The sequence below is a fragment of the Enteroscipio rubneri genome (assembly GCF_002899715.1).
GTDB lineage: Bacteria > Actinomycetota > Coriobacteriia > Coriobacteriales > Eggerthellaceae > Enteroscipio > Enteroscipio rubneri.
The window spans coordinates 92,249-114,742 of the sequence record NZ_PPEK01000009.1 but is presented as its reverse complement, the minus strand read 5'-3'; the positions used below and the strand labels follow the sequence as shown (position 1 = coordinate 114,742).

Annotated in this window: 21 protein-coding genes; 19 read left to right on the top strand and 2 right to left on the bottom strand. The window is 64.3% G+C overall.

Annotated elements, in window-relative coordinates; genetic code table 11:
• Positions 1-679: DUF1700 domain-containing protein (locus C2L71_RS08395; RefSeq protein WP_103265315.1), on the bottom strand; the 679-nt coding region annotated here is incomplete at its 3' end.
• Positions 676-990, bottom strand: coding sequence for a PadR family transcriptional regulator (locus C2L71_RS08390; protein ID WP_103265314.1), 315 nt, complete (start codon positions 988-990; stop codon positions 676-678). The genes C2L71_RS08390 and C2L71_RS08395, both read right to left, overlap by 4 nt.
• A gap of 316 nt (positions 991-1,306) precedes the next feature.
• Between C2L71_RS08390 and C2L71_RS08385 the strand changes: the two genes are divergently transcribed.
• The 19 genes from C2L71_RS08385 to C2L71_RS08295 all read left to right on the top strand — a co-directional run bounded on the left by C2L71_RS08385 (position 1,307) and on the right by C2L71_RS08295 (position 22,361).
• Complete coding sequence (locus C2L71_RS08385; protein ID WP_103265313.1) at positions 1,307-1,774, top strand: universal stress protein; 468 nt, start codon at positions 1,307-1,309, stop codon at positions 1,772-1,774.
• Between the two features lie 196 nt (positions 1,775-1,970).
• Complete coding sequence (gene gatC, locus C2L71_RS08380) at positions 1,971-2,282, top strand: Asp-tRNA(Asn)/Glu-tRNA(Gln) amidotransferase subunit GatC (RefSeq protein ID WP_103265312.1); 312 nt, start codon at positions 1,971-1,973, stop codon at positions 2,280-2,282.
• Positions 2,282-3,973, top strand: a complete 1,692-nt coding sequence (gene gatA, locus C2L71_RS08375) for an Asp-tRNA(Asn)/Glu-tRNA(Gln) amidotransferase subunit GatA (protein ID WP_103265311.1) — start codon at positions 2,282-2,284, stop codon at positions 3,971-3,973. The genes gatC and gatA overlap by 1 nt, the downstream gene beginning before the upstream one ends.
• A gap of 2 nt (positions 3,974-3,975) precedes the next feature.
• A complete protein-coding gene (gene gatB / locus C2L71_RS08370; protein ID WP_103265310.1) occupies positions 3,976-5,550 on the top strand; it encodes an Asp-tRNA(Asn)/Glu-tRNA(Gln) amidotransferase subunit GatB in 1,575 nt (524 codons plus the stop codon).
• Between the two features lie 81 nt (positions 5,551-5,631).
• Positions 5,632-7,146 (top strand): alanine/glycine:cation symporter family protein, encoded by a 1,515-nt coding sequence (locus tag C2L71_RS08365; protein ID WP_103265309.1) that lies wholly within the window; start codon positions 5,632-5,634, stop codon positions 7,144-7,146.
• Between the two features lie 123 nt (positions 7,147-7,269).
• The gene (locus C2L71_RS08360; RefSeq protein WP_187143313.1) at positions 7,270-7,533 is read left to right on the top strand and encodes a holotricin-3; all 264 of its coding nucleotides are present in this window, start codon (positions 7,270-7,272) and stop codon (positions 7,531-7,533) included.
• 192 nt (positions 7,534-7,725) lie between these two features.
• On the top strand, positions 7,726-8,619 hold the full coding sequence (locus tag C2L71_RS08355) for a DUF2797 domain-containing protein (protein WP_103265308.1): 894 nt from the start codon (positions 7,726-7,728) through the stop codon (positions 8,617-8,619).
• 184 nt (positions 8,620-8,803) lie between these two features.
• Entirely contained in the window at positions 8,804-10,489 is a 1,686-nt protein-coding gene (hisG, locus tag C2L71_RS08350) for an ATP phosphoribosyltransferase (protein WP_103265327.1), read from the top strand.
• A gap of 3 nt (positions 10,490-10,492) precedes the next feature.
• Positions 10,493-11,854, top strand: coding sequence for a histidinol dehydrogenase (gene hisD / locus C2L71_RS08345; RefSeq protein WP_239926535.1), 1,362 nt, complete (start codon positions 10,493-10,495; stop codon positions 11,852-11,854).
• On the top strand, positions 11,847-12,938 hold the full coding sequence (hisC, locus tag C2L71_RS08340) for a histidinol-phosphate transaminase (protein ID WP_103265307.1): 1,092 nt from the start codon (positions 11,847-11,849) through the stop codon (positions 12,936-12,938). The genes hisD and hisC overlap by 8 nt, the downstream gene beginning before the upstream one ends.
• A gap of 35 nt (positions 12,939-12,973) precedes the next feature.
• Positions 12,974-13,567, top strand: a complete 594-nt coding sequence (hisB, locus tag C2L71_RS08335) for an imidazoleglycerol-phosphate dehydratase HisB (protein WP_103265306.1) — start codon at positions 12,974-12,976, stop codon at positions 13,565-13,567.
• Positions 13,568-13,666: 99 nt separating this feature from the next.
• Positions 13,667-14,452, top strand: coding sequence for an imidazole glycerol phosphate synthase subunit HisH (locus C2L71_RS08330; RefSeq protein WP_103265305.1), 786 nt, complete (start codon positions 13,667-13,669; stop codon positions 14,450-14,452).
• 5 nt (positions 14,453-14,457) lie between these two features.
• Entirely contained in the window at positions 14,458-15,231 is a 774-nt protein-coding gene (hisA, locus tag C2L71_RS08325; RefSeq protein WP_103265325.1) for a 1-(5-phosphoribosyl)-5-[(5-phosphoribosylamino)methylideneamino]imidazole-4-carboxamide isomerase, read from the top strand.
• Positions 15,232-15,405: 174 nt separating this feature from the next.
• A complete protein-coding gene (hisF, locus tag C2L71_RS08320) occupies positions 15,406-16,170 on the top strand; it encodes an imidazole glycerol phosphate synthase subunit HisF (RefSeq protein ID WP_087191033.1) in 765 nt (254 codons plus the stop codon).
• A 134-nt stretch (positions 16,171-16,304) separates the two neighbouring features.
• Positions 16,305-16,622 (top strand): phosphoribosyl-AMP cyclohydrolase, encoded by a 318-nt coding sequence (hisI, locus tag C2L71_RS08315; protein ID WP_103265304.1) that lies wholly within the window; start codon positions 16,305-16,307, stop codon positions 16,620-16,622.
• Between the two features lie 223 nt (positions 16,623-16,845).
• Complete coding sequence (fsa, locus tag C2L71_RS08310) at positions 16,846-17,508, top strand: fructose-6-phosphate aldolase (protein ID WP_103265303.1); 663 nt, start codon at positions 16,846-16,848, stop codon at positions 17,506-17,508.
• Positions 17,505-19,115: a transcription termination factor Rho gene (rho, locus tag C2L71_RS08305; RefSeq protein WP_103265302.1), complete on the top strand. Its 1,611-nt coding sequence runs from the start codon at positions 17,505-17,507 to the stop codon at positions 19,113-19,115. Before fsa ends, rho begins: the two co-directional genes overlap by 4 nt.
• A 167-nt stretch (positions 19,116-19,282) precedes the next feature.
• Positions 19,283-20,353 carry a signal peptide peptidase SppA gene (sppA, locus tag C2L71_RS08300; RefSeq protein ID WP_103265301.1) on the top strand — a complete coding sequence of 357 codons (1,071 nt, stop codon included), beginning with the start codon at positions 19,283-19,285 and terminating at the stop codon, positions 20,351-20,353.
• A complete protein-coding gene (locus C2L71_RS08295) occupies positions 20,334-22,361 on the top strand; it encodes a methionine--tRNA ligase (protein ID WP_103265300.1) in 2,028 nt (675 codons plus the stop codon). The genes sppA and C2L71_RS08295 overlap by 20 nt, the downstream gene beginning before the upstream one ends.
• Positions 22,362-22,494: the final 133 nt, after the last annotated feature.

Here is a 22,494-nt window from a genome sequence, read left to right as displayed (position 1 = left end):
CACCGGGGCAGGGGGTTGCGGGGTGGAGGGCGCCCGCGGCTGCCGGCAGGTCGGATGCGGGTGCGCAAGGCGGTACGGCCTGCTCGGATCCGCGTACCTTCTTCACGAACAGCCCCTTGATCCAGCGGGCGAACGAATGGGTGAGCTGCACGAGCCCCTTGCTGGCGGCTAGGACGCCGAACAGGGCGAACAGCCCCGTCCCCGCGGCGGCCAGCCCGCAGCCCAGAAGCCAGGCGGCCGTGAGCGGGTAGCCGGTAGCAAGGCACCACACCAGGCCCACGATGCCGATGGGGCCGCACAACAGCAGCGCGACGACGGTCGCCCATAGCGCCACGATGACCATCCAGATGGACAGGTACACCATGAGCGCCGCCATGACCAGCGCCAGCGCCACGGGCACCCAGATGGGCGAGAACACCACGAGCAGCACCACGTTGAGCGTGCGGCTGCCGGTGTTCGCCTTCGCGATGGCCTTCGGGATGACCGGCGTCTCGGCGATGATCTGGGCGGCGATGGCTCCCACGGGTCCGAGCGCCGCCACGGCGTCGGCCTCGCTCATGCCGTCCTCCACGCGGTCGTCGATCATCTCCGAGTAGAAGGCGATCGACTGCTCCACCTCGTACGACGGCAGTTTGCCGAGCGCGCGCCGCAGCGCGTCGGTGAACTCGGTCTTGTTCATTTTCTGGCACCTCGTTTCACGTAATCGTAGATGGAGACGACATCGTCCCGCTCGTGCAGGAACTCGTCGATATGGCGCACGCCCGCCTCGGTGATGCGGTAGTACTTGCGCAGCCGCCCGCTATGCTCGACGGAGTACGTCGTGAGCAGCCCCGCCGCCTCCAATCGTTTGAGCAGGGGGTAGAGCGTCGATTCGGTCAGGTTCAGAATCGCGGGCACGTCCTTGACGATCTGGTAGCCGTAGGAATCCTGCCGGTTGATCGAGGCGAGCACGCAGACTTCGAGGAACCCTCGCTTCATCTGTGCGTCCATTGCATACCTCCTTTCGCCCGATACTATACAACGCATAGTATCGGGCGTCAACAAGTATTTACGTGACGGGAGAGAACCCTTGTCCGCACGGAGCGGGAGGCCGCCCGTTTGCGAAAGGATGTGCGCGAGAGCGGTCGGATGTCGCGAAGATGGCCGGTTGGCAGGCTCTGGGCGCTTCGAACATCTTTCGTTTTCGAGCGAGCATGCGGGTGCCGGATGCTTTGAACAGGTCTGGTCTGATTATTTGACCCGTAGTTTGACGTGGCCTTATATGGTATAATTAACCAATCCGATCAGGAAGAAGGAGGTGGTGATCATGATGTTCACCAACATTCTTGTCCCGTTCGATACGTCGAAGCATGCGCTTCGCGCGCTCGAGGTAGCCAAGGGCTTCGCTGCGGATGATCCGGCCGTTCGGCTTCATGTTTTCAGCGCCATCTATGTTGCCACGAAGCCGACGGATCTGGGTGTGGACGCTGGCTACGTCCTCGACAGTGGCACGTACGACAGGCTTCTCAGCGCGGGCATTGCACGCGAAAAGACCGAGGTGAAGGAAGCGATCGGCGACATGCTCGACGACCTACCTAATCCCGTGGCATTCGAGGTTGTGAACTCCATGGACGTCGCCAAATCCATCGGCGATTACGCAGCGGAGCATGCCTGCGATCTCATCGTGATGGGCGCGCGCGGCCTCGGTCGTCTTCGGGGCATGATCGGCAGCGTCAGCTACGGTGTGCTGCGATCTTCCGACGTCCCCGTCCTTGTTGTGAAAGAAGGCGAGTAGGCGCCCGGTTCGAAGATCGGGCGGATGTAGATCGTTTTAGTAAAGGCCCCGCCGCGGCGGGGCCTTTTCATGCGGTTCGCTACCGCGCGGCGCTTCCTTTGTTATCATGTATGCGTGCTGTCCACAGGATTCGACCGCGCCGCGACCGACCCATGACAGCGCCGCATGGAAACGAGAGAAGAAAAGAGCAGGCTCTATGACCCAATATCTCACCGAGCACGATGTGCGCGGCATTGCGGAGTACGCGCGCATCGGGCTTTCGAGCGACGAGGTGGCGCAGATGACCACCGACCTTAACGCCATCATCGACAGTCTCGCACCCATTACCGAATACAACCTCGAGGGCGTGCAGCCCACGTTCCATCCCATCGGAGGCTTGTCGAACGTCATGCGCGAGGATGTCGAAGAACCTTCGTTCACGCAGGAAATCGCGCTCGAGAACGCGCCGAAGCGGCAGGACGGCTGCTTCCTTGTTCCATCGATTTTGGGCGAAGGGGGGGATCGTTGATGGCTGCCGCAACCGAGCGTGTGTTCGCTTGCATGGGCGTGCGCGATATCCAGATAGGGTTGGCTGCCCGCGAGTTCAGCGCCCGCGAGGTGGCCGAGGCGTCGCTTGCCCGCGTGCACGCTCTCGATGGCGCGACGCATGCCTACCTCGAGACTACCGAACAGCTGGCCTTCAAGGCTGCTGCGCGCGTGGACGCAGCCGTCGCTGCCGACGATTTGACCGCATGCGGCCCGCTCGCCGGCGTGCCCGTGGCGTTCAAGGACAACATGAACCTCGAAGGTGCGCATACCACGTGCTCATCCGCCATGCTCGCCAACTATGTATCCCCCTTCACGGCTACGTGCGTCGCGCGTACGCTGGAGGCTGGCGGCATCCCGCTCGGCAAGCTCAACATGGACGAATTCGCGTTCGGCTCCTCCACGGAGACGAGCGCCTTCGGCCCCACCCGCAACCCGTGGGACCTCGCGCGCGTGCCCGGCGGCTCGTCAGGCGGCAGCGCGGCGGCAGTGGCAGCGGGCCTTGCCACGGTGACGCTCGGAAGCGATACGGGCGGCTCCATTCGCCAACCTGGCAGCTTCTGCGGTACTGTGGCGTTGAAGCCCACGTACGGCGTAGTCAGCCGCTACGGCGTGGTCGCTTTCGGCAGCTCGCTCGATCAGGTTGGTCCGTTCACGCGCTCGGTGGAGGACGCAGCGTACGCGCTCAACGCCATCGCCGGCCGCGATGCGCTCGACTGCACGAGCCAGGCCGTGGACACCGACTTCACGGCGAACCTTGCCGACGGAGTTCGCGGTATGCGCATCGGCGTGGTTCCCGCTTTCATGGAGGCCAAGGGTCTCACGCCCGAGGTCAAGGCCAAGGTGGAAGAAGCTGCTGAGCATCTTCGCGCTCTCGGCGCCGACATCGTTGAGGTTGAGCTGCCCAACGCGCAGGCTGCCATGAGTGCCTACTACGTGCTGGGTCCCTGCGAGGCGTTCAGCAACCTTGCGCGCTTCGACTCGGTGCGCTACGGATACTGCGACCCTGGCCACAAAGACCTGGGCAGCCAGTACGAGGCGAGCCGTGCCAAGGGCTTCGGCCCCGAGGCGTGCCGCCGTATCATGCTGGGCAGCTACCTTCTGTCTGCGGGCGTGTACGATCGGTACTACTATCCCGCTCAGCAGGTGCGCACGCTCATCACGCAGGACTACGCGAGCGCCTACGAGCAGGTGGACTGCATTCTCGCGCCCGTCGCCCCGCGCACCTCGTTCGCATTCGGAGAAGTGAGCGATCCGACTGACATGTACCTGTCTGATATGTTTACCATCTCCATCAACATCGCGGGCAACGGCGGCATGAGCATGCCGGTGGGCCTGGGTGCCGAAACGCAGCTGCCGGTGGGCGTGCAGCTGATATCCCCCCAGTTCAAAGATGAGAACATGCTGCGTGTGGCCGCCGCGCTGGAAACGGTGTACGGCCCAGCCCCCGTAGCGCCGGCCTTCGCGCCGGGTCAACCCTACCCAGAAGGATCGATGGTGGATATCCCCGACGCCGCCGATGCGGTCCCCGGGGTCGACCTTCCCGGCTTGCTGACAGCGGAGGGCAGCTTCGGCGTTGCCCACCAAGCGAGTTCCGCAGCGCAGCGAGGACTGTCTGAGCGACTGGGCAACGCCGAAGCTGCCCCGTCCCAGGTTGAAAAGGCAGGTGAGTAGCCATGCGCAAGCTCGAAGAGGTGCTGCAGGACTGGGAGGCCGTCATCGGCCTCGAGATCCACGCCGAGCTCACCACGCTCGACACCAAGATGTTCTGCGGCTGCAAGCTGGAATTCGGCGCCGAGCCGAACACGCACACGTGTCCCGTGTGCCTGGGGATGCCGGGCGCCCTGCCCGTGCCGAACCGCGCGGCCATCGAGTCCATCGTGCTGGCGGGCCTGGCCACGAACTGCGACATCGAGAAGCACTCGATGTTCTACCGCAAGACCTACATGTACCCCGACATGTCGAAGAACTACCAGACCACGCAGGGCCCGGTGGCCTTCTGCATGCGCGGCCACCTCGACCTCGACGTGGACGGCGCGGCCGCCAAGGAGCGCATCGACCTGGAGGGTCTCGAGGTGGGCGAGAGCCGCGGCAACGTGACGCGCACGGCCGACGGCTACACCGCCCACGTGGGCATCACGCGCATCCACATGGAGGAGGACGCGGGCAAGATGGTGCACATCGGCGGCGGCGAGGGCCGCATCGCCGGGGCCACGCACTCGCTCGTGGACTACAACCGCGCCGGCACGCCGCTCACCGAGCTCGTGACCGAGCCCGACCTGCGCACGCCCGAGGAGGCCCGCCTGTTCATGCAGAAGCTGCGCCAGGTCTACCTGGCGCTCGGCATTTCCGACTGCTCCATGGAGGAGGGCTCCATGCGCTGCGACGGCAACGTGTCGCTGCGCCGCCGCGGCGCCAAGGAGTTCGGCGTGAAGACCGAGCTCAAGAACATGAACAGCTTCAAGAACCTCCACGACGGTCTGGCCTACGAGATCTGCCGCCAGGCGGAAGTGCTCGAGGAGGGCGGCCAGATCTTCCAGGAGACGCGGCACTGGGATCCCTCCAAGAAGCGCACCATCGTGATGCGCGTGAAGGAGACGGCCGACGACTACCGCCTGTTCCCGGACCCGGACCTCGCGCCCTACGTCCTGACCGACGAGTGGATCGACTCGGTGCGCGCCAAGCTCCCCGAGCTGCCCGACCAGAAGGCGGCCCGCTTCGAGGACGTGTTCGGGCTCTCCGCGTACGACGCGCGCCACCTGGTGGAGCATCGCGAGACGGCCGACTTCTTCGAGGTGTGCATGGAGCTTGCCGGCGGCGACGCGGCCAAGCTGGCCAAGCCGGTGGCGAACCTCGTGATCAACGACGTGACCGCCTACCTGAACGCGGCCGACGGCGTGGCGCTGGCCGACACGTCGCTCACCCCGGCGCGCGCGCTCGAGCTCGTGCGCTTGCAGGCCGAGGACGCGATCTCGTCCAAGCAGGCCAAAGAGGTGTTCGCGGCCGTGCTCGACGAGGACAAGGACCCGGCGGCCATCGTGGAGGAGCGCGGCATGAAGCAGGTGTCGGACACGGGCGCCATCGAGGCCGTGATCGACGCGGTGCTGGCGGCCAACCCCGACAAGGTGGCGCAGTACCAGGGCGGCAAGACCGGCCTTATCGGGTTCTTCGTGGGCCAGTGCATGAAGGAGATGCGCGGCCAGGGCAACCCCAAGCTCATCAACGAGCTTCTGGTTAAGAAGCTCGGGTAAAAGGATCGCGCAAACAGGCAGGGTTGCGGAGGCGCGCTGAGGTCAGGGTGCGCCTCCGCTTTAAGGAAGTGGGGGATTCCGATGGACTTCAACGAATGGCTTGTCGCCTGGACGGGTGAGGTGGACGGCTTTCTGTACACGTACATCTTGTTGTTTCTACTGGTGATCGTGGGCGTGTACTTCACCATCCGCACGAAGGCGGTGCAGCTGCGCTATCTCAAGGACATGTTCACGCAGCTCACCGAGAAGAAGCATGTTCCCGGCGAGCGCTCCATCTCGTCATTCCAGGCGCTCATGGTGTCCACGGCATCGCGCGTGGGCACGGGCAACATCGCGGGCGTGGCAACCGCCATCGCCACGGGCGGCCCGGGCGCCGTGTTCTGGATGGGACTCATGGCCATCGTGGGCGCGGCGTCGGCTTTCATCGAGTCCACGCTTGCGCAGATATGGAAGGTGCGTGGCAAGGAAGGCGAGTTCAGGGGCGGTCCTGCGTACTACATCCAACAGGCTCTGGGGAAGCGCTGGCTGGGCATCCTGTTCGCCGTGCTACTCATCCTGTGCTTTGCATTTGGGTTCAACGGGCTGCAGGCCTTCAACGCTGCCTCGTCGCTCGAGTATTACATCCCCGACTACGCCACGAACGGCGCGGCCGTGGCCTGCGGTATCGTGCTGGCGGTGATGACCGCGTTTGTCATCTTCGGCGGCGCGAAGCGCATCAGCGTCATCACGTCTATCATCGTGCCTATCATGGCGTTCGCCTACATCGCCATCGCCGTGTGGACTACCGTCTCCAACATCGCCATACTGCCGGAGGTGTTCGGCATGGTGTTCGCGTCGGCGTTCGATTTTCAGTCGATCTTCGGCGGCTTCGCGGGCTCGGTGGTCATGCTCGGCATCAAGCGTGGCTTGTACTCCAACGAGGCCGGCATGGGCTCGGCGCCGAACGCGGCCGCCACGGCGTCGGTGTCGCACCCTTGCAAGCAGGGCCTCGTACAGAGCCTGTCCGTGTACATCGACACGCTGCTCATCTGCACCTGCTCGGCCATGATGGTGCTCGTGTTCTACGTGCAGGATCCGCAAGCGGCCGCCGCGCTCAACGGCATGCCGCTCGTCCAGATGGCCGTGAACAACGCGGTGGGCGAGATAGGCATCCACTTCATCACGTTCGCCATCTTCGCCTTCGCGTTCTCCAGTCTCATCGGCAATTACTTCTATGCGGAGAACAACCTGCGCTTCATCAAGGGCGATAGCCGCGCGCTCCTGTTCGTATTCCGCCTCGTGTGTCTGTGCGTCATCTTCTATGGCGCGGTGAACAGCTTCGACCTGGCGTGGAACCTGGCCGATATCTTCATGGGCTTCATGGCGATCGTGAACCTCGTTGCCATCGTGTTGCTGGGCAAATGGGCGCTCAAGGTGCTCGACGACTACACGGCTCAGCGCAAGGCGGGCAAGGATCCGGTGTTCGTGGCCGATACGATAGAAGGGCTCCCGCCCACCGAGTGCTGGCATGTGGAAAAGCTGAAAGAGTATGGCAAGCCGCCGGTGCAGGAGTACCTTGACGATCAGATTGACGTGGAGTTCGTCGGGTTGAAATAAGTCTCGCACGGAGGCGCGGCGCGCTGCGGCATGTCGGCCCGGTAACACCGCGCCATGCTGTGATGAGCCGCGCTTCCGGGTCATGGTAGGATAGAAGCAACGAGCGTGCGAGAAAGGGGCATCATGACCGACGAGCGAAAACCGGGCGACTGGCAGCGGAAGGATCTGCGCCAGGACGCCAATGACCTGATGAGGGATCCGAACCCGAAGAAGTGGTACAACCAGACATTCTGGATCGTGTTCTTTGTCATAGTGTTCTGGCCCGTGGGCATCGTGCTTGTTTGGCGCAGCGATTGGCATATTGCCGTGAAGATAGCGGTCACGATCGCGCTCGCCGCCATCGTCTATCTCGTTTGGAACATGCAGCAAGCTGTTTTGCAGCTATAGGAATGCGCGCCGCACATGCGGTCGCTCCTATCGCGCCTGCGCCTACATGCGTGATGGCGCGAGCTGACCATCGTATTTCCCGGTGTGCAGTTTCCACGATTCGCGGCCTCGGTGCGTCTATGAATGTTTCTCATGCGCTATCATTTCGTCGAACAGTGATCCGATTCATACGATTTAGCGCGAGGTGCGAGAATGATGCGACTCGAGAACGGCCGCACGGTGGTGCTGGCCGGTCACGGCTACTCGAATACCGATCCATACCTACTCTTGAACGATATTGAAGAGGGAACGCAGTATCGATTTGCGGTGCGAGGCAAGACGTTTTCCATCCGAAAAGGCACTCGGCGCCGCTGTATCGGGCGGTTCAATCTCGAAACCCGCGAGAGAACCGTCTGCCCCCTCGGCGTCGCATTGCTGGCCGACGCCAAAGACGCCATGTGTCCGGCCTGCATGGAGGCGACCGGTTTCAACCCGTCGTTCTACTATGCGGACTTCGTTTCGCCGCAGCAGCGGATGTACAATCTCACGCCCCATTTCGTGTATCTGGCATATTTCTCGCCGCAGCATGTGAAGGCCGGCATATCATCGCAGACGCGTGGAATCGAGCGGCTGCTTGAGCAAGGCGCACGGGCGGCGCGTGTCGTGGGACGTTTCGAAGACGCCTATGCGGCACGTGAGTTGGAGGCTATGCTGTGCGCGCAACCTGGAGTGCTCGAAACAATGCGCGCCTCCAAGAAAGTGGAGCTACTGGCAGGGACGCGCTACGACGTTGCCGAGGCGCGCTCGGCGCTCGATGCGGTGGTTGAGCGCTTGGGCTTGGAGGGCGCCGAACCGGTGCAGGATCTCTCGCCGTACTATTTCGGCGGGCCCTCGCCCGATTGCCATGCGCTGCAGGTACCCGTAGGGTTCGATGACGTATGCGGCGGCCTTTGCACGGGGATGATCGGCGGTTGCCTTGTGTTCGAGCAGGGCGGCATGAACTACATCGTGTCTGTGAAAGAGTGGGAGTCCTACGAAGTGGAGCTTTTGGAGGACGAGGTTGCGTGCGAATACGAACTCGAACCCCAGCAGATAGCGTTGTTCTAGTCGGACCCTATCGTCGTCGCGTTCTGCGGAGCCAGAGCGATGCCGACGTGCATCTGCGGACGGAACATGGCATAAGATAAAAAACAGGTTGCTTTAGCACTCTACTGTGATAAAGTATATGATGGATCGCACGACCGTCGAAACGCAGCGTGCTTGCGCGCGCGAAACCGAAAAGGAAGAGGATATGGACTACGTGACACCGGCAGGATTCAGGGACGTGCTCGTCGACGAGGCCGTCGCACGCGAGCGCATCGCTGCTGACGTGCAGGCGTGTCTCGCCACGCGCGGCTATGCCCCCATCGAGACTCCTACACTCGAAGTCATGGATGTGCTTCGCGCTGGAGGGCGCGTGCCCGGGTCGCCATTCAAGCTCTTCGACGCACGTGGCGACCTGCTGGCCATGCGGCCCGATGTGACGTTGCAGGTGGCCCGCATGTGCGCGACGCGTCTCGCCGGGCAGCCGGGGCCGTTCCGGTTCCGCTACATGCAGCGCGTGTTTCGCGAGGCCGAAGCGGAGATGCAAGCCGAGGCGCGCGAGATGACGCAGATCGGCATCGAGTGCATCGGCGAACAAGGTGCCGAGGCTGATGCCGAGGTGGTCGAGCTGTTGGCCGAGGCGCTTGCGCTCGCAGGCGTGGAGAATTTCAAGCTCGCGCTTGCAACCGTGGGCGTGCTCAGGGCGCTCTTGGAGGCGAGCGGAGCTCCGGCATCGTGGCGCGAGCAGGTGCTGGGGGCCTACCATGCGTCGAATTTCGTCGAGCTTGACCGGTTGACCGGGTCCTGTGCGTCGGATGCAGGCGTGCCGCCCGTGTTCGCTGCTGCCATCGGCTCTCTGCCGCGTATACGCGGCGGGCGCTCGGCTATCGACGAAGCGCGTGAGCTCGTGGCGCCGCTCGGGTGCGAGAGCGGCCTCGATTCGTTCGCACGCACGTTCGACCTGCTAGCTGAGGCAGGACTTGCCGATAGACTGCTTGTGGACTTCTCGGTTATGAGTTCGTTCGACTACTATACGGGCATCGTGTTCGCCGCCTATTCCGATGCATTGGGCACTCCTATCGGCAGCGGCGGCCGCTACGACAACATGATTGGATCCTACGGGGAACGTCGCCCCGCAGCAGGCTTTGCCTTCTTTTTGGAGCAGGCTATGGCTGCGGCTTCCCCTGTCGGCAATGCCGGCTCCGCAGGGCCCGATGCATGTCGCCCTCTGCGTATCGCGGTACCGAAGGGGTCACTCAACGCCGATACGGTTGCCGCCCTCGGGGCGGCGGGCCTTGACGTAACGGGTCTCGACAGTCCTGGTCGTCAGCTCATCATCCGCAATCCTGGCGTGGAATACGTCATCGTGCGGCCCACCGACGCGCCGACGTTCGTGGCGCTGGGTGCTGCCGATTGCGGCATATGCGGTAAGGATTCGCTGTTGGAGGCGACGGCTGACGTCGTAGAACTCGTTGATCTGGGATACGGGGCGTGCCGATTCGTGGTGGCCGAGCCCGCCGGCGCGGGCGAGACGACCGCCGAGCATTGCCGCCGTCTGGGCTCCATCCGCATCGCCACGAAGTATCCTCGCATTACGGCCTCCCACTATGCGAAGACGGGCACCCAAGTCGAGATTGTAAAACTGCATGGGAACATCGAATTAGCGCCGCTGACGGGTATGGCCGAGCGTATCGTCGACATCACGGCCACTGGCACGACGTTGCGCGAGAACGATCTGACGGTGGTTGAGGAAGTCCTTTCGTCAACCGCTCGGTTCTTCTCGAACGCCTGCGCGTTTAGAACCGATCCGCGTATCGTACAATTGGTCGAAGCGCTGCAGCGAGAGGCTGATGTCCCGAGCGGCCAGTGCGCAACCGGCGAAGAACAGGAGTGAAGGATGATGCGACGCATCGTACTCGAGCCCGGCGAGGTTTTCACGAACAAGCATTTGAAGCGCACCGGCGCGTTCAACGCCGCCGCGCTGACGGCGGCGACCTCCATCATCGAGGGCGTGCGCGAGCGCGGAGACGAGGCCCTGCGCGCCTACACCGAGCAGTTCGACGGCGTGCGCGTGGAGAACTTCCGCGTCAGCCAGGCCGCCATCGCCGAGGCCATCGTGAACGTGGACGACAAGACGGCGAAGGCCCTGCGCCAGGCCGCCGTGCAGATCCGCGACTTCCACGAGCGCCAGAAGCAGCAGAGCTGGTTCACCGTGCGCGAGGACGGCGCGCTCGTGGGCTCGAAGGTGGAGCCTCTGGAGTCCGTGGGCATTTACGTGCCGGGCGGGCGCGCGCTGTACCCGTCGTCGGTGCTGATGAACGCCATTCCCGCTGCCGTGGCCGGCGTGGGGCGCATCGTATGCGTGACGCCGCCGACGGCCGACGGCTCGCTCGATCCGGCCATCCTGGAGGCGTGCCGCATCTCCGGCGTCACCGAGATCTACGCGGTGGGCGGGGCGCAGGCCATCGCCGCGCTCGCGTACGGCACCGAGTCCATCGCGCCCGTCGCCAAGATCACCGGCCCCGGCAACGCCTACGTGGCGGCGGCGAAGAAGGTGGTGTCGGGCGACGTCGGCATCGACATGATCGCCGGCCCGTCCGAGGTGTGCGTCGTGGCCGATTCCACGGCCGATCCGGCGCTCGTGGCCATCGACCTCATGGCGCAGGCCGAGCACGACCCGCTGGCCGCCTGCTACCTGGTCACCTTCGACGCGGCCTATGCCGACGAGGTGGAGCGCATGGTGGAGCGCCACCTGAAATCGTCCACGCGCGCCGAGATCACGGCCGCCTCGCTCGCCGATCAGGGCCTCGTCGTGGTGTGCGACAGCATGCCCCAGGCGATCGAGACGGTAAACGTCATCGCCCCCGAGCACCTCGAGCTGCACGTCGACCACGCCTTCGACCTCTTGGGCGCCATCCGCAACGCGGGCGCCATCTTCCTGGGCGCCTGGACGCCCGAGGCCGTGGGCGACTACGCGGCCGGCCCGAACCACACGCTGCCCACGGGCGGCACGGCGCGCTACGCCTCGCCTCTGTCGGTGGACGAGTTCGTGAAGAAGTCGAGCGTCATCCAGTACTCTGCGCCCGCGCTCGCCCGCGACGCCGACATGGTGATGACCATCGCGCTGCACGAGGGCCTGTGGGCGCACGCCATGAGCGTGGAGATGCGCAAGAACCTGCTGGACACCGGCAACGTGTTTGGGATCGAAGGCGGCGACGGCGCGGGCCGCGCGGACGGGGACGGGGGCGCCGATGCGTAGCGTATGCTGCTCGGCGCCGCAGCTCGCCAATCTGGAGCCCTACGACCCGAAGTACCTGCCCGCCACCGCCATTCTGTCGGCGAATGAGAACCCGCATGACGTTGAGCAGGAGATACGTCACGAGATCATGCGCGAGGTGAAGCGCGTGGCCCTGAACCGCTACCCGGATCCGCTGGCCAACGACCTGCGCGACATGATCGCCGAGGCGAACGGCCTCGACCGCGACCAGGTGCTCGTGGGCAACGGCGGCGACGAGCTCCTGTTCAACCTGGCGCTGGCCTGGGGCGGCCCGGGTCGCACGTTTCTCAACCTGCCACCCACATTCTCGGTGTACGACGGCAACGCCCGCCTCACGGGTACGACGGTGGTGAACGTGCCGCGTCGCGCCGACTTCTCCATCGACGAGGAGGCCGTGCTTGCGCGCGTCGCCGAGGGCGGCATCGACTACCTTGTCGTCACGAGTCCGAACAATCCCACGGGCGAACTGGCTGACGAGACGTTCATCTGCCGTCTGCTCGATGCCACCGATGCGCTCGTCATGGTGGATGAGGCGTACTTCGAGTTCTCGCGTCAGACAATGCGCCCCTACCTGGACAGGCACAGGAATCTCGTCATCCTGCGCACGTTCTCCAAGGCGTTCAGCCTGGCCGGCGTGCGCATCGGCTACCTGCTGGGAGATGCCGAGGTCATCCGCGAGTTCGTCAAGGTGCGCCAGCCGTATTCGGTGGACGCCGTGTCGCAGGCCATCGCGCGCGTCGTGTATGTGAACCGTGCGAAGTTCGAGCCGGGTATCCGCGCCATCATCGACGAGCGCGCCCGCGTCATCGACGGCCTCAAACGCATCCCCGGCGTGAAGCCGTACCCGTCGGACGCGAACTACGTGCTGTTCCGCCTGGAGAACGCCGGCACTGTTTGGGAGATGCTCTACGGCCGCGGTGTGCTGGTGCGCGATTTCTCTTGCGCGCCGCTCTTGGAGAACTGCCTGCGCGTGAGCATCGGTTCGCCGGATGAGAACGACGCGTTCCTGCATGCTCTCCGCGACGCTGTGATGGGAAAGTGCGATCTCGGGGTTCCGTCGACCTGACGGCTTGACCGGCGATTTTAGAGAAAGAGACGAACATGGATCAACGAACTGCCACCGTCGAGCGCACGACGAACGAGACAGACATCCGCATCGCCGTGAACCTCGATGGCACGGGCGCCGTCGAGGTCGAGACGGGCGTGCCGTTTTTCGACCATATGCTCACGGCGTTCGGGCGGCACAGCCTGATCGACCTGGCCGTGCGCGCGAAGGGCGATATCGAGGTGGATGCGCACCACACGGTTGAGGATACGGGCATCGTGCTGGGCCAGGCCGTCGCCCGCGCGCTCGGCGACAAGCGCGGCATCGCGCGGTTCGGCTCGCTCGCGCTGCCGATGGACGAGGCACTCGTGTTGGCGGCCGTGGACGTGTCGGGGCGCGGCCAGCTGCACTGGGCCGTGGACGTGCCCCCCGTCATGCTGGGCACGTTCGACGCTTCGCTCGCCAAGGAGTTCTTCATCGCCTTCGCCGCGAACGCGGGGATCACCCTGCACGTGCGCAGCCTGGCGGGGGAGAACGCGCACCATCTGGTGGAGGCGTCGTTCAAGGCCGCGGCGCGCGCGTTGCGCCAAGCCGTCGAGCCCGACCAGCGCATCGGCGACGCGCTTCCCTCCACGAAGGGCGCGCTATAGGTTCCAACGGCCTGCCGGCCATCGGGACGGGCCGACGCTGCGGGCACCGCGGAAGCCCTCGCTGATCTTATTGGGTACGTGAGATTGGAACACGCGACTATGATTGCCATCGTCGACTATCATAAAGGGAACCTGAAGAGCGTCGAGCGCGGCCTGGCGGCGGCGGGCGGCGACGTGCTCGTCACCGACGACGCGGCCGCCATCGCCCATGCCGACGCCGTTGTGCTGCCCGGCGTGGGCGCGTTCGCCGACGCGGCCGCCACGATGCAGGCGCTCGGGCAGGCCGGCGTCGTCCGTGAGCGCATCGCCGCCGGCGTGCCGTTCCTCGGCATCTGCCTGGGAATGCACCTCATGTTCGAGGAGGGCGTCGAGGGCGCTCCGCAGGAGGACGACGAGGCCTCCACCCACAACGCCTGCGGCCTGGCCGTGCTGCCCGGCGTGGTGGCGAAGATGCCGAAGGTCGATCAAAAGGGTCTCTCCTACAAGGTGCCCCACGTCGGCTGGAACACGGTGCAGCTGCAAAGCGGCAGCGAGGGGATCGGCGGTCTCCACCAAGCGAGTTCCGCACGAGCCGGACAGTCCTGTGGACTGTCCGAGCGAGCAGGACTGTCTGAGCGACTGGAAGCCGTCGAGCCCCTCGCGGACGGACAGAAAAGCTCGCCCCTGTTCGATGGCATACCGTCGGGCACCTACTTCTACTTCACGCACGGCTTCGTCGCGCCGTCGGGCCCGTTCGTCGTCGGGGAGACGACGCACAGCGTGACGTTCCCGAGCGCCGTCCAGTACGGCGACGTCGCGTTCGGCGTGCAGTTCCATCCCGAGAAGAGCTCGGACGCCGGCGCGCGTCTGCTGCGCAACTTCGTGTCCATCGTGAAAGGGGCGTGAGCGCCGTGTACCTGCTTCCGGCCATTGACATCCTGGGCGGCAAGGCCGTCCGCCTCGCCAAGGGCGATTACGACCGCGTGACCGTGTACCACGACGACCCCGCCGCCCAGGCGCAGCTGTTCGAGGAGCAGGGCGCGACGTGGCTGCACGTGGTGGACCTCGACGGCGCGCGGTCGGGGACCCCCGAGAATATCGCCATCATCGAGCGCATCATGCGCAAGACCCTGCTCAAGGTGGAGGTGGGCGGGGGCGTGCGCTCGCTCGACACCATCGCGCGCCTGGCCGACGCGGGCGTGTCGCGCGTGGTGCTGGGCACGTCGCTCGTGGCCGATCCCGCCTTCGCCGAGGCCGCCATCGCGCAGTACGGGAGGCTCTTGTGCGCGGGCATCGACGCGAAGGGCGGCGAGGTGGCCGTGGCCGGCTGGCGCGAGGGCGCGGGCGTGGCGGCCGAGGAGCTGGCGCGCGACGTGGCGGCGCTCGGCTTTAGGCATCTCGTGTACACCGACATCGCGCGCGACGGCATGCAAACCGGCGTCGAGGCGGCGGCGTACGCGGCCATGGCCGAGGCGTTCGGCCATCCGGTGATCGCGTCGGGCGGCGTGGCCGGCGTGGACGACCTCGTGCGCCTGGGCGAGGTGGCCGGCGGCATCGAGGGGGTCATCGCGGGACGCGCCGTGTACGAGGGCGCGCTGTCGGTGGCCGACGGCGTGCGCGCCTGCGACGAGGCCACGCGCCGCGCCGAGGCCGTCGCCATCGCGGGTAACCCGTGCGGATTGTAACGTGCGGGTTTCGGCACGGTCAGCGAGCGAGCTCCTCGCGAGCTCGGTTGCCGTGAAGGATTGACGAAGCGTGCCTTGGCACGTGAGGAAAGCCTGGAGCGGCAAACGGGCCGCGAGAGGCCCGCGCAGCGTCGGCACGTCCGTCGTTGCGTCAGCGACGACGGAAGGACGAAGATGCTAGCGAAACGCGTGATCCCCTGCATGGACGTGAAGGACGGGCGCGTGGTGAAGGGCGTCAACTTCGTGAACCTGCGCGACGCGGGCGACCCCATCGAGCTCGCGCAGCGCTACGACGAGGAGCGCGCCGACGAGGTGATCTTCCTCGACATCACGGCCACGAGCGACGACCGCGCCACCACCGTCGACCTCGCCAGCCGCGCGAGCGAGCAGCTCCACCTGCCGTACTGCGTGGGCGGCGGCTTCCGCAGCGTGGCCGACATCCGCGCGATGATCGCGGCCGGCGCCGACAAGGTGTCGGTGAACTCGGCCGCGGTGGCGGATCCGTCGCTCATCACGAGCGCCGCCGCGGCGTTCGGCTCGCAGGCCATCCTCTGCGCCATCGACGCGAAGCACGTCGCGGGCGCGGGAGACAAGTGGGAGGTCTACGTGCACGGAGGGCGCAAGGCTACGGGCATCGACGCCGTGGAGTGGGCGCAGGAGGCGGCGCGGCGCGGGGCGGGGGAGATCCTGCTCACCAGCATGGACCGCGACGGCAGCCGCGACGGCTTCGACTGCGCGCTCACCCGCGCTGTGGCGCGCGCCGTGGACATCCCGGTCATCGCTTCGGGCGGAGTGGGGAAGCTCGAGCACTTCGCCCAGGGCGTCATCGAGGGGGAGGCCGATGCCGTGCTGGCCGCGAGCGTCTTCCATTTCGGCGAGCTCACCGTGCGCCAGGTGAAGGAACACATGCGAGCCCAAGGCATCCCGGTGAGGCTGTGAGTTCCGCCGTTCCCCACAGGACCGCGCTTCGCGCACGTGCCGAACGGCGGAACGCTGACGCTGCGAGGCCTCTCGCTGAGTTACTGCGCCAACCGGTGCGACCATCGAACAACCTGCAAGAAAGGGAATCGCTCATGGACATCCTCGACCTCGCCTACAACGCCGACGGCCTCATCCCGTGCATCGTGCAGGATGCGGACACGCTCGAGGTGCTCATGATGGCGTGGATGAGCGAGGAGTCGCTCGCGCTCACGCTCGAGTGCGGCGAGACGGTGTTCTGGAGCCGCAGCCGCCAGGAATTGTGGCACAAGGGTGCAACCAGCGGCAACGTGCAGAAGCTTAGAGAGCTGCGCTACGACTGCGACGCCGACACGCTGCTCGCGCTCGTGCACCCGGCGGGGCCGGCCTGCCACACTGGCGCGCGCAGCTGTTTCTTCCGTACGCTTCGCTGAGCTTCCTTGCTCCGACCATACCGTTTCGTAGTCTGGTCTCCATCGCAAATACACGTTACGAATGGCATTTTGCTTGAACGGAGCAGAAACATACGCTACTATGATCTGCAGTTCTTTATCTTTCAAGGAAGAAAAACCCACCACATTTGCATTCCGCCACACGGAACTTATGCGCGCATTCGCGCGTGTCTAACCATAAAGCCGAACATACAAGGAGGACTGGGTGAAGTTTTTTCTCGACACCGCCGATCTCGCCGAGATCGAGGAGGCGGCCAGCTGGGGCGTGCTCGCGGGCGTGACCACGAACCCGACGCTCTACGCCCGCACGGGCGGCAAGCTCGCCGACTTCCACAACCACATCAGGCGCATCTGCGAGATCGTGGACGGTCCCGTGTCCGCCGAGAGCGTGGCCATGACGCGCGATGAGATGATTCGCGACGGTCGCGAGCTGGCCGCGCTCGCCGACAACGTGGTGGTGAAGCTTCCCACGATGATCGAGGGCCTAGCCGCCACGAAGCAGCTGGCCAGTGAGGGAATCCCGGTGAACATGACGCTGTGCTTCACCGTGCCGCAGGCCATTATGGCCGCCCGCGCTGGGGCGCGCTACATCAGCCCGTTCGTGGGCCGTTTCGACGATATCTCCGAGAACGGTCTCGCTCAGCTCGAGGACGTAGTGGCCGCCGTGAACAACTACGATTTCGGCCACGACGTGGAGATCATCGCCGCGTCGGTGCGCAGTGCGAACCACGTGGCGCAGGCAGCCCTCATGGGTGCCGACATCGCCACGGTGCCGTTCGCGGCGCTGAAGAAATGCGTCCAGCACCCGCTGACCGACCGCGGCCTTGAGGCGTTCCTCAAGGATTGGGAGAAAGTGCAGGGCGCATGAGCGAGAACGAAGCAACTGCAACCGCGGCTCCGCGCCGCCGCCGTTCTACGAACGTGAACGCCAAGGCTCCCTCGGGAAAGCAAGAGGGTTCTGCACCAGCGTCACGCGGTTCCGCAGCGCGTACGCCGCGCAAATCCGTGAAGGCGAACACGGGAGGAGACGCTCAAGGCGCCTCCAAACGGTCAGGCGGCTCCAACGGAGGCGCCAAACAGGGTTCGTCCAATAGGCAGAAGCAGAACGGCAAGCAGAACGGGCAGGGCGGCCAGAACCAGCGCCGACAGCGACGCCAGCACGACAGCAACCGCGGCCCCCGCGAAGTGCAGCCGAGCGTTTCACGCGAGGAGTTGACGAAGCTCAAGGTGGCAGAGTTGCGCGAGAAGGCGACGGAGCTCGGCGTAAACGTGGCGGGCCTCAAGAAGGCCGAGCTTGTAGAGGCCGTGTTTGACGCCAGCGTGAAAGCAGAGGGCTTCATCGAGGCGACGGGCATTCTAGACATCCTCGCTGACGGGTACGGTTTCCTCCGAACGCAGGGGTACCTGCCGGGCGAAACTGACTGCTACGTGGGGCTTTCCACCATTCGGCGCAACGGGCTGCGCAAAGGCGATCTCGTTACGGGGCAGACGCGCCCGGCCCGTGAGAACGAGAAGTACGCGGCTATCCAGAAGGTCACCGCTATCAACGGTACCCCTGTCGAGGAGTGCGGCAACCGCGTGCGCTTCGGCGATCTCACACCGGTGTATCCGGACGAATGCCTGACTATGGAGCATGGCAAGAGCACCATCACAGCACGCGTCATTGATCTCGTGAGCCCTATTGGCAAGGGCCAGCGCGGCCTGATCGTAAGCCCTCCGAAAGCCGGCAAGACCACTATCCTCAAAGATATTGCGGCCGCTATCAGCGCGAATAACCCCGAGGTGCACCTCATGTGCCTCTTGGTTGACGAGCGTCCCGAAGAGGTTACGGACATGGAGCGCTCTATAAAAGGCGAGGTCATATCCTCCACGTTCGACATGCCCACCGAGAACCATATCGCCGTATCGGAACTCGTGATCGAGCGTGCGAAACGCCTTGTGGAGTGCGGTAAAGATGTCGTGGTGCTGCTCGACTCCCTCACACGCCTCGCGCGCGCTTATAACTTGGCGCAGCCTGCATCGGGCCGCATCCTTTCCGGCGGCGTGGACTCCACGGCGCTTTACCCGCCCAAACGCTTTCTGGGTGCCGCTCGCAATATCGAAGGCGGCGGGAGCCTCACCATTCTGGCTTCCGCGCTCGTCGATACGGGGTCGAAGATGGACGAGGTCATCTTCGAGGAATTCAAGGGAACGGGGAATATGGAGCTCAAGCTTGATCGCAATCTGGCCGACAGGCGCATCTTTCCGGCCATCGACCCGGTTGCAAGCGGCACCCGCAAGGAGGAGCTGCTGCTCGAGCCTCAGGAGGCGCCGCTCATATGGGCTGTTCGGCGTATCCTGTCGAATACAAACTCAACCGAGCGCGCCATGGACATGCTCATCAAGTCGCTCAAGCAGACGGACACGAACCAGGAGTTCTTGCTGCGTACGGCAAAGAAGGCGCAGCACACCAAGGGCGACGCCATCGAGATCTAGCGATTGGACTCCTTGTGGCCGATGGGGTTCTTTGGTATCCGTCAAGGTGCCGTCATGCAGGATTCGTCGGCGGGAACGTATAATGGAGCCATCGTGGAACCGCGCCCGTCGGGCGCGGTTCCCTGTCGCATAAGGTAGTATGATCCCAGCCTAAACGAGGAGGGAACATGTCCCAAAATGATACGTGGCAGCAGCAGGTGTGGCAGCAGCCCCCAGCGCCTCAACCGGGCGCGCCGATCCCAGGAGGCGAAGGAGCGTACTACGCGCAACCCTATGCCCCTCAGCCTGCACCCAAGAAGAGCCGAGGCTGGATCGTTGCGCTCGTGGCCGTCGTGTTGGTCTTCGTGCTGCTTGCCGTAGGCATGGTGTCGTGCGCCGGCGTCATGACGTCGTTTGGCTCCCTGGGCACCTCGTCATCGACATCCGGCGTTGACTATCTCATGAGCGATGCGGTAGGCGTCATCGAGCTCGATGGCACTATCCAATACGACGGTTCCACGTGCAGTCCCGAGGGTTTGAAGGAACAGCTCGATATCGCGGCAGAGAATGGGCACGTCAAGGCCATCGTGCTGCGCGTCAACTCGGGCGGCGGCACGGCGACGGCGGGCGAAGAGATGTCCGAGTACGTGCGCGAGTTCTCCGAAAGCACTGGCAAACCCGTCGTGGTTTCAAGTGCGGCGACGAACGCTTCGGCAGCATACGAGATTTCGTCGCAGGCCGACTACATCTTCACCGCGAAGTCCACGGCCATAGGCTCCATCGGCACTGCCATGCAGGTTACCGATTTGTCGGGGCTATACGAACTGCTGGGCATCAGCATCGACAACATCACGTCGTCCGACAGCAAGGATTCGAGCTACGGTACCCGCGCGCTTACCGAGGAGGAGCGCGCCTACTACCAGGCCATGGTCGATCAGATAAACGAGACCTTCGTGCAGACTGTTGCAGAGGGGCGCGGTATGGCCGTCGAGGAGGTTCGCGCTCTGGCAACGGGACTCACGTTCACCGGCATCGACGCTGTGGAGAACGGGCTGGCCGACGAGGTGGGCACGCAGCAGGACGCCGTTGCTAAGGCCGCCGAGCTTGCGAACATGTCGGCGTATACGACCGTGGCGCTCGAGCCCGCAGGGTCCGATCTGTCGACGCTCCTCGACCTAATGTCATCAAGCGATGTATCCGTCGAGAACCTTGTCGCCGCGATGAAGGAGATGGAAAACGATGGCCGCCTCGCCCACTAAGCAGGAGCGCGCGTCCTGGCCCAAACGGGCCGTAGTCACGGCGGGCATGCCCTATGGCAACAAACCGCTGCATTTCGGTCATATCGCCGGCGTGTTTGTGCCGGCCGATGCCTTCGCGCGTTTTCTGCGCGACCGCATCGGCGCGGCCAACGTGCGCTTCATTAGTGGCACCGACTGCTTCGGCTCGCCCATCAACGAAGGCTATCGCAAGCTCGTGGAAGCCGGCGAGTTTGATGGCACCATCGAGGAGTACGTGCTGAGGAACCACGAGGCGCAAAAGGCGACGCTCGGCGCCTACGACATCAGCCTGGATATCTATGAGGGTTCCAACATCGGCCACTCGGGAGACGTGCACCAGCTCATCAGCGAGAAGTTTATCGAGAAGCTGCACGAGAACGGACATTTGCAGCGCCGATCCACGCTGCAGTTTTACGATCCAGAGGCGCAAACGTTTCTTAACGGACGCCAGGTAATCGGACGCTGCCCCGTCCAGGGCTGCAAGTCAGAGCACGGCTATGCCGATGAGTGCGATCTTGGCCACAGTTATGCGCCCGAGGATCTCATCGCGCCGCGATCGTCGCTTACGGGCGTCGAGCCCGAGATGCGCCCGGTCGAGAATTGGTACTTCGATTTGCCCGCATTCGCGGACTTTCTGCGCGCGCATGCGGCGGCGCTTGACGCCGACGCCGATGTGCGTGCCGTCGTGCCGCAAACCGTGAAGGAGTTCTTGGCCCCGCCCGTCGTCTACATCAAGAATGACGCGCGCGAGGCCTACGAGGCTGTGGCTGCCGGCTTGCCCTCTCATGAACTGCACGAGGCCGAGAAAGGCAAGCAGAGCTTCGAGATCGAGTTCGCCGACATCGATGCGCGCGATACGGCGCGCGAGGTGCTCGCCGGTGCGGGCATCCGCTTCCGCACCAGCAAGGCGCTGGTGCCGTTCCGCATCACGGGCAACATCGAATGGGGCGTGAAGGCGCCCGTTATCGACGGTCTTGAGGGGCTCACGGTGTGGTGCTGGCCTGAGAGCTTGTGGGCGCCTATGTCGTTCACTATGGCCGTCAACGACAAGATGGGCCTGCCTCGCGGCAGCTGGCGCGATTGGTGGTGTTCAGAAGACGCCGAAGTGTACCAGTTTATCGGCCAGGACAACCTGTACTTCTACGGCGTGGCGCAGCCCGCGCTCATCGAAGCGGTGAAGCCCGGCGATATACTCGTGCCGGGCGAGACAGATACGCCTTTGCGTCAGACCAAGCTCGTGGCCAATCATCACATCCTGTACGGCGATAAGAAGGCCTCGTCGTCCGGGTCGGTCAAGCCGCCTTCGGCTGACGAGCTTCTGGAGCACTACACCGTGGAGCAGCTACGCGCCCATTTCTTGGCGCTCGGACTCGATCAGAAGTCGGTCGGCTTCAAGCCAAAGCCTTTTCTCGCCACCGAGAAGGAGTTGGCCGACCCGCGCGTGGCCGATCCGGTGCTCAAAGAAGGAGCGTTGCTCACGAACGTGTTCAACCGTCTTGCGCGCAGCTGCTTCTACGAGGCTCAGAAGAATTTCGAAGGATATATGCCGCTAGGCGAGCCCTCGTCCGAGGCTGTCACGCAGGCCTTCAGAGCCCTCTCCAAGTACGACAGGCTGATGCACAGGGCCGAGTTCCATTCCGTCATGTCGCTTATGGACGAGTTTATCCGCTGGGCGAACAAGCATTGGTCGGACGGCATACGCGCGGCCGAACTGGCCGACGACGACGAGGCTCGTCGCCAGGTGCTCGTCGATTCGTTCCATCTGCTCCGCATCGCAACGCTGCTCATGCATCCCATCGTTCCGACAGGCACCGAGAAGATCTGCGATTACCTGAGCTTCGACTTCGACGACTTCTTCAGCTGGAACTACGATTTCGACAGCTTCGAGGAGCTATGCAGCGCCGGCGAAATTACCGAAGGGCGCCATCGGATTCGCGAGCTGCCTCCCCGGTTCGATTTCTTCGAGAAGCATGCTTCCCAGTATCGTTAAACCAGGTCTTTGGTCGACGGTCGGGCGCCCGGTTCGCTTGTGCGATCCGGGCGCTTTTCGTCGTAGGCGAATCGGCGTGCCGGCGTCGTTTTTCGCACTTGTGCAGGTTCCTTGAAGGGTTTGCCACGGGAAA